This window comes from Comamonas sp. FUJ_7 (assembly GCF_057369555.1).
Genome location: NZ_JBXXZI010000021.1, coordinates 1 through 4834, shown reverse-complemented (window position 1 = coordinate 4834; position 4834 = coordinate 1). Strand labels below are relative to the sequence as shown.

Here is a 4834-nt window from a genome sequence, read left to right as displayed (position 1 = left end):
CCTTCGATGAAGCGCTTCATATGGCATCAACCTCAATACAGATGCCACGATTTTAAATTTGGACAACCGCCAAAGCGGTGTTTTCACACAGCCTCGGCCGAAAGCAGAAGTGGCTGCAAGTGGTGAGCTGTGCAGCTTAATTTGGAGTCTGCAAAAGGACCTCCCTGTACAACGCTGCACAAAAGTAGGCAAGGTGTTTCAGGTCTCAGCCCCCTTCTACCCGTGCCGAGGCGCACAGCCCCAGACGGAAGCAGCCAGACGCGCTGTTTGAGCCTGCGAAGCAGGCGAGTTTGCGGCTGGCCCGGCTGGGGCGAGCACCGCAGGTTGCCCGTAGCGCAGGGTCAGGGGTAGCAGGGTCGCCTTTTCTTTGCTTACTTTCCTTTGGCGAAGCAAAAGAAAGTAAGTCGCTGCCTCGCGATAAGCGGCCTCGGAAAGAGGAGGAACGACAGTCGCTGAATTAAAAAATAATAAGCATAAAATTGGCATATAACGCTTATGCAGCAAGCGTTAGCAGCTCATGTTTCTGAAAACAACTTTCCAGCCAAGCACCGCAGGTTGCCCGCAGCAGAGCGAAGGGACGCAGGCAGCAGGTGCTCTTTCGGATTCAAATTAAATTTGAGACGAGGTGGGTTGGCCTGCAAAGCGTTTGGGCAAATAAGCGCTGGGCTCCACATAGGGCGCTTCTCCTGCAAACTGTTCAGCCAGCAACCGCGCTGAAGCAGGGCCTAGCGTGAGGCCCTGATGCCCATGTCCGAAATTGAACCAAAGCCCTTTGTGCATGAACCCGGGACCAATCAGTGGCTTCATATCGGCAACGCATGGACGGGCACCCAGCCAAGGGGTGTCGTCAACAGGTTCACCTAACTCCACGAGTTCTCGAGCTAAGGCCTCAGAGCGCTGAATTTGTACCTGTGTTGCGGGTGCATCCAACTTTGCGAATTCAGCCCCCGTCGCAATGCGTAGACCCATATTCATGGGAGCGAGCATGATGCCATTTTCGGCATCGAGCAACGAGATGCCAAAGCGCTGCGGTGTATTGAAATGGCGGTGATAGCCGCGTTTAACAAAAACGGGCAACTGATATCCCAGTTTTCGGATAGCGGCAAAAGACCAAGCGCCCATCGCTATGACGGCATGTTCAGCATGTAGCTCATGCTGCAGACCTTTTGCTGTCCACCCGGTGTTTGTCGGCAGCAATTCAAAATCAGGATCGGCCACGAAGGCGCCGCCTCTTTGCACAAATAATTGGGCATAGAGTTGCACAAGCTCTCCCGGGTTGGCTACGCTCCAAGGGTCTTCCCAGAGGATGGAGCCAGCCATTGGTTTTTTCAGCGTTGGCTCGATGGCGGCAAGCTCTTGTGAATGCACGCTACGGCCCGTCAAACCATAGTCGCTGCGAATTTGCTCAGCGTGCTTTGCCGCAGCATCAAACGCGGCATTGGTGCGGTATGCCTGGTGCCAGCCAGTCTTGCGGATTAGGTGATTTGCCCCAGCGGCTTCAATGAGTGGAGCATGTTCGGAAGTGCTGTGAGCAATTAATGCACTGTACGCAGCGGTGATGGTGGGATACCGCTGAGGTGCAGAATTCTTCCAGTATTCCGTGAGCGGACGTATTAAACCGGGTAATGCTGACGCTTGGTAGTGAATGGCATTCAAGCGCCCCAGCGCTGCCCCGATCAACGTCGATAGATCACGAGGGAACCCATAGGGTTCCACGGCTTCTCGTTGAATCAGGCCAGCATTCCCGAATGAAGCCCCTTGACCAGGTTCTTTTACATCCAGCAACGTGACATTGTGGCCTTGGGCTTGCAATGCCAGAGCCGAGCTGACACCGACAATACCTGCGCCTAAAACAATAATTTCTTTTTTTTTCATAGAGATGCGAAGTGGGGGTGACCCATTTCGCTCAGCATTGCGGCAAACATTGAGAGCCGCTAATACAACCCTTGATATATTGGTGTTTCACCTTGTCGTATTTATGTACGGCCTTCGGCTTCACACCTCGTCTCAACCGCAAACCTTTGGTTTGCGGGGTAGTGTTAGCGACTCTTAAGCGAATGAAACTCAGGCCGCATCAATCGGCCACTTAGGGCGTTGAATCTTCTGAAACGGCAAGGTTTTGTAGTCTTGTGACACCACCCCAGGGGCTCCGACGTAGATGACGTTGGGCGTTACCTTGGTGAAGGATTCATAAAAGTGTTGGGATGACTTCACCACGATAAGGCGCTTGCTATCTAGCTCACACCCTAGTTGCGTAAACATATCGGTATTCACCGCTTGCGCACGAATGCTCACGAGCACCATTTCGACACCATCCACGTCAATGAGTGCTGAGTCGCCCATAGCCATGGTTGAATTAGCCAAGGCGGTCATCACCATGTCGCGCTTCAGTGCTTTTACTTGGCACTTCACATCCAGCGGATGCCCGGATAGTGGGCCTATCTTTCCACCAACACGAAGTTGAATGATGGCGCCAACACCGGCTTCAAACGCAATGCGCACGGACACGGGATCCCAGATAGGGCCAATGGCAACATTTTTGATATTTCTGCGAAATATCTCTGCCAAGATAAAGGTCGAGTCGCCTGCCGCACCACCACCTGGATTGTCTGCTCCATCCGCCAAGATAACTGGGCCATCCATGGTAAGCGCTTGATCAAAGGCGGTGGGAATATCGGGATACGCTGTGTTGAGCTGCTCCCGCAGGCCAATCAGCTCGTTCGCTAGTTTTAAAGCGCACGCATGCGCTTTTTGCGCATCACCATCGCTGTACACCAGCATCTTAGTTCCCATGGCGGGAACATCCCCCCATGGGAACCCATGGGTGACTGAAATCGACAGAATCCCGTCATGTCCCTCGAGGCTAGATACCTTGTCTACAAACGAGCGAGCAGGCTCGCGTGTGGTGTGCATCATGACAATCATGTTGCAGTCCACCACACTGGCCACTGGTTGGATGTGACCGGCAACCGTCGCGGCACATAAGTCGACCAGCTCCAGGCCACGCTCCAGGATGTCGGTGTGTGGATATTCTTTAAATGAAATCAATAAATTGGCGGCCTGCACCATCTCGGGGGTCAGGTGATTGTGCAGGTCCAGTTCAGCGCCGATGACCACGTCAGGGCCTACGATTTCGCGCACCCGCGTCAGCAAGTCACCTTCGCAATCGTCGTAGCCATCAGCGACCATTGCGCCATGCAAGCCAAGCAAGACCATGTCCAGAGGCATGGCACTTTTTAAATCGGAGAGGAGTTCATCCCGGAGGCTCTCGTATGCCTCTCGGGTGGTAATCCCGTTAGGTTGTGAGGCTGCAACCAAGCCTTCGTGCAACTCCCAGCCCAGTTCCTTGCCTCGAATACGCGCGGCCCATAAGGGGCCAGAGAACATGGTTAAACGGTCGGGATGCTTCCCGGCTGGGTAGTACGCACGGTCTTTGAAGGAGGCAAGCCCTGTTGGCATGGGGCCAAAAGTATTGGTTTCAGTGGCGAGGGTACCGCTAAAGACGCGCATCACGAATGTCCTTTTGACCTAAGTAAGACAAGGCGCTGCACCCAGCGGAGGCAGCAGTTCAAACACTACGAGAAAGTCTAGCATTTTTTGCATATATGCAAAATTTAATCTCGGAAAAATAGATCAACTGAGTCAAATTGCTCGTTGGGACGTTGTTGTGCAACAGCGACCCTCCAGCGCGCATTCGTGGGTTAAAGTGACTGCCCCTTGACTCTATTGCGTGTTCTGTTTTGAAGCCGATTAGCAAATCCACGTCGTCCCCACCACCTACAACGGAAACGTTGGATCGCCATAAATTTGGCCAGCGATTGAAGGATGCACGCAAGGAATACGGCTGGACTTTGCAAAAGCTCGCGGAAATATCGGGTGTCTCTATCACAACGATTTCGCGTGCGGAGCGGGGGAAGATTGCCTTGGGATATGACAATATTTCGGCTCTCGGCCAAGCTCTGAAGATTGATGTCGGAGAGCTTTTTGCGAATGTGGGCCATAAACCTGCGCCGTTCGCCAAACCCGTAGTAACGCGCGCTGGAGATGGGGTTGGCTATAAAGGGCGCACTGTTTCCTATGAATTCCTAGGCACCACTGCTTCTGGAAAAAAAATGAGCCCGGTGTTGGCGACGATCCATTCGCGCAGTATTACAGGCCCAGAAAACTTCGCTCAGCATGCAGGCGAAGAGTTCGTTTATGTCATCAGTGGTGAAATCGAGGTTCATTTCGCCACTGGAGAACTCATCAAGCTCAGTGGCGGTGATTCCCTGTACTTCGATAGCCGCATTGGCCATGCGTATGTGTCGACGAGCCGGCAATTTGCAAAAGTTATTGCAGTTCTGACCGAAGAGATGTCGCGAAAGAGCGGTGGATTTGCTCCGTAACCATCACTGCAACTTCGCCGAGTGCGGATTCCAGTCTCACTTGATCGCCTGTTCCAGTGGACGTGGACACGCCGCCAGTGGCAGCAAACAATCCATGCCTGTCCTCCTACATTCAAGCAACATGAGCAAAGGCTATTCGCCTGAAGCAATCATGCGTCGAATCTTTTTCGCTTTTTCAAAGTGATCGAGCTTGTGCAGTTTGATCCACCATTCAGCCGCTTCCATCAGTAGGTCTTGATCATCATTTTTATTGGCGAAGAAAGCATAAAACGAAAGCCCTACAGTCTCGCCTTTCTTCAAAATTTTCTCATCACAGATGGCAATAGCTTTGGCTCTTAAGGAACCTCTGCATAACTCGATTTCAAGCGTGATAGTGCTTGAACGAGTGTGATGTTCCCTTGCTCCTGGCACTCAAGATGCCCGCGTTTCGCGGGCATCTTGCTTTTTAT

4 protein-coding genes are annotated in these 4834 nt (G+C 52.6%); 1 reads left to right on the top strand and 3 read right to left on the bottom strand.

What is annotated here, in order from left to right; genetic code table 11:
- Positions 1 to 609: 609 nt before the first annotated feature.
- Positions 610 to 1875: an NAD(P)/FAD-dependent oxidoreductase gene (locus AC2I9W_RS17515; protein ID WP_486411193.1), complete on the bottom strand. Its 1266-nt coding sequence runs from the start codon at positions 1873 to 1875 to the stop codon at positions 610 to 612.
- A gap of 189 nt (positions 1876 to 2064) precedes the next feature.
- Positions 2065 to 3510, bottom strand: a complete 1446-nt coding sequence (locus AC2I9W_RS17510) for a M81 family metallopeptidase (RefSeq protein WP_486411192.1) — start codon at positions 3508 to 3510, stop codon at positions 2065 to 2067.
- A gap of 281 nt (positions 3511 to 3791) precedes the next feature.
- On the opposite strand from AC2I9W_RS17510, the gene AC2I9W_RS17505 reads away from it, so the two are divergent.
- Positions 3792 to 4385: a helix-turn-helix domain-containing protein gene (locus AC2I9W_RS17505; RefSeq protein ID WP_486411191.1), complete on the top strand. Its 594-nt coding sequence runs from the start codon at positions 3792 to 3794 to the stop codon at positions 4383 to 4385.
- A 132-nt stretch (positions 4386 to 4517) separates the two neighbouring features.
- Here the strand turns inward: AC2I9W_RS17505 and AC2I9W_RS17500 are convergent, their stop codons facing one another.
- Positions 4518 to 4685: a DUF6500 family protein gene (locus AC2I9W_RS17500; protein WP_486411190.1), complete on the bottom strand. Its 168-nt coding sequence runs from the start codon at positions 4683 to 4685 to the stop codon at positions 4518 to 4520.
- Positions 4686 to 4834: the final 149 nt, after the last annotated feature.

Coding starts and splice junctions, on each gene's coding strand:
- AC2I9W_RS17510 (WP_486411192.1), bottom strand. CDS start 3,510: ATGCGCGTCTTTAGCGGTACCCTCGCCACTGAAACCAATACTTTTGGC.
- AC2I9W_RS17515 (WP_486411193.1), bottom strand. CDS start 1,875: ATGAAAAAAAAAGAAATTATTGTTTTAGGCGCAGGTATTGTCGGTGTC.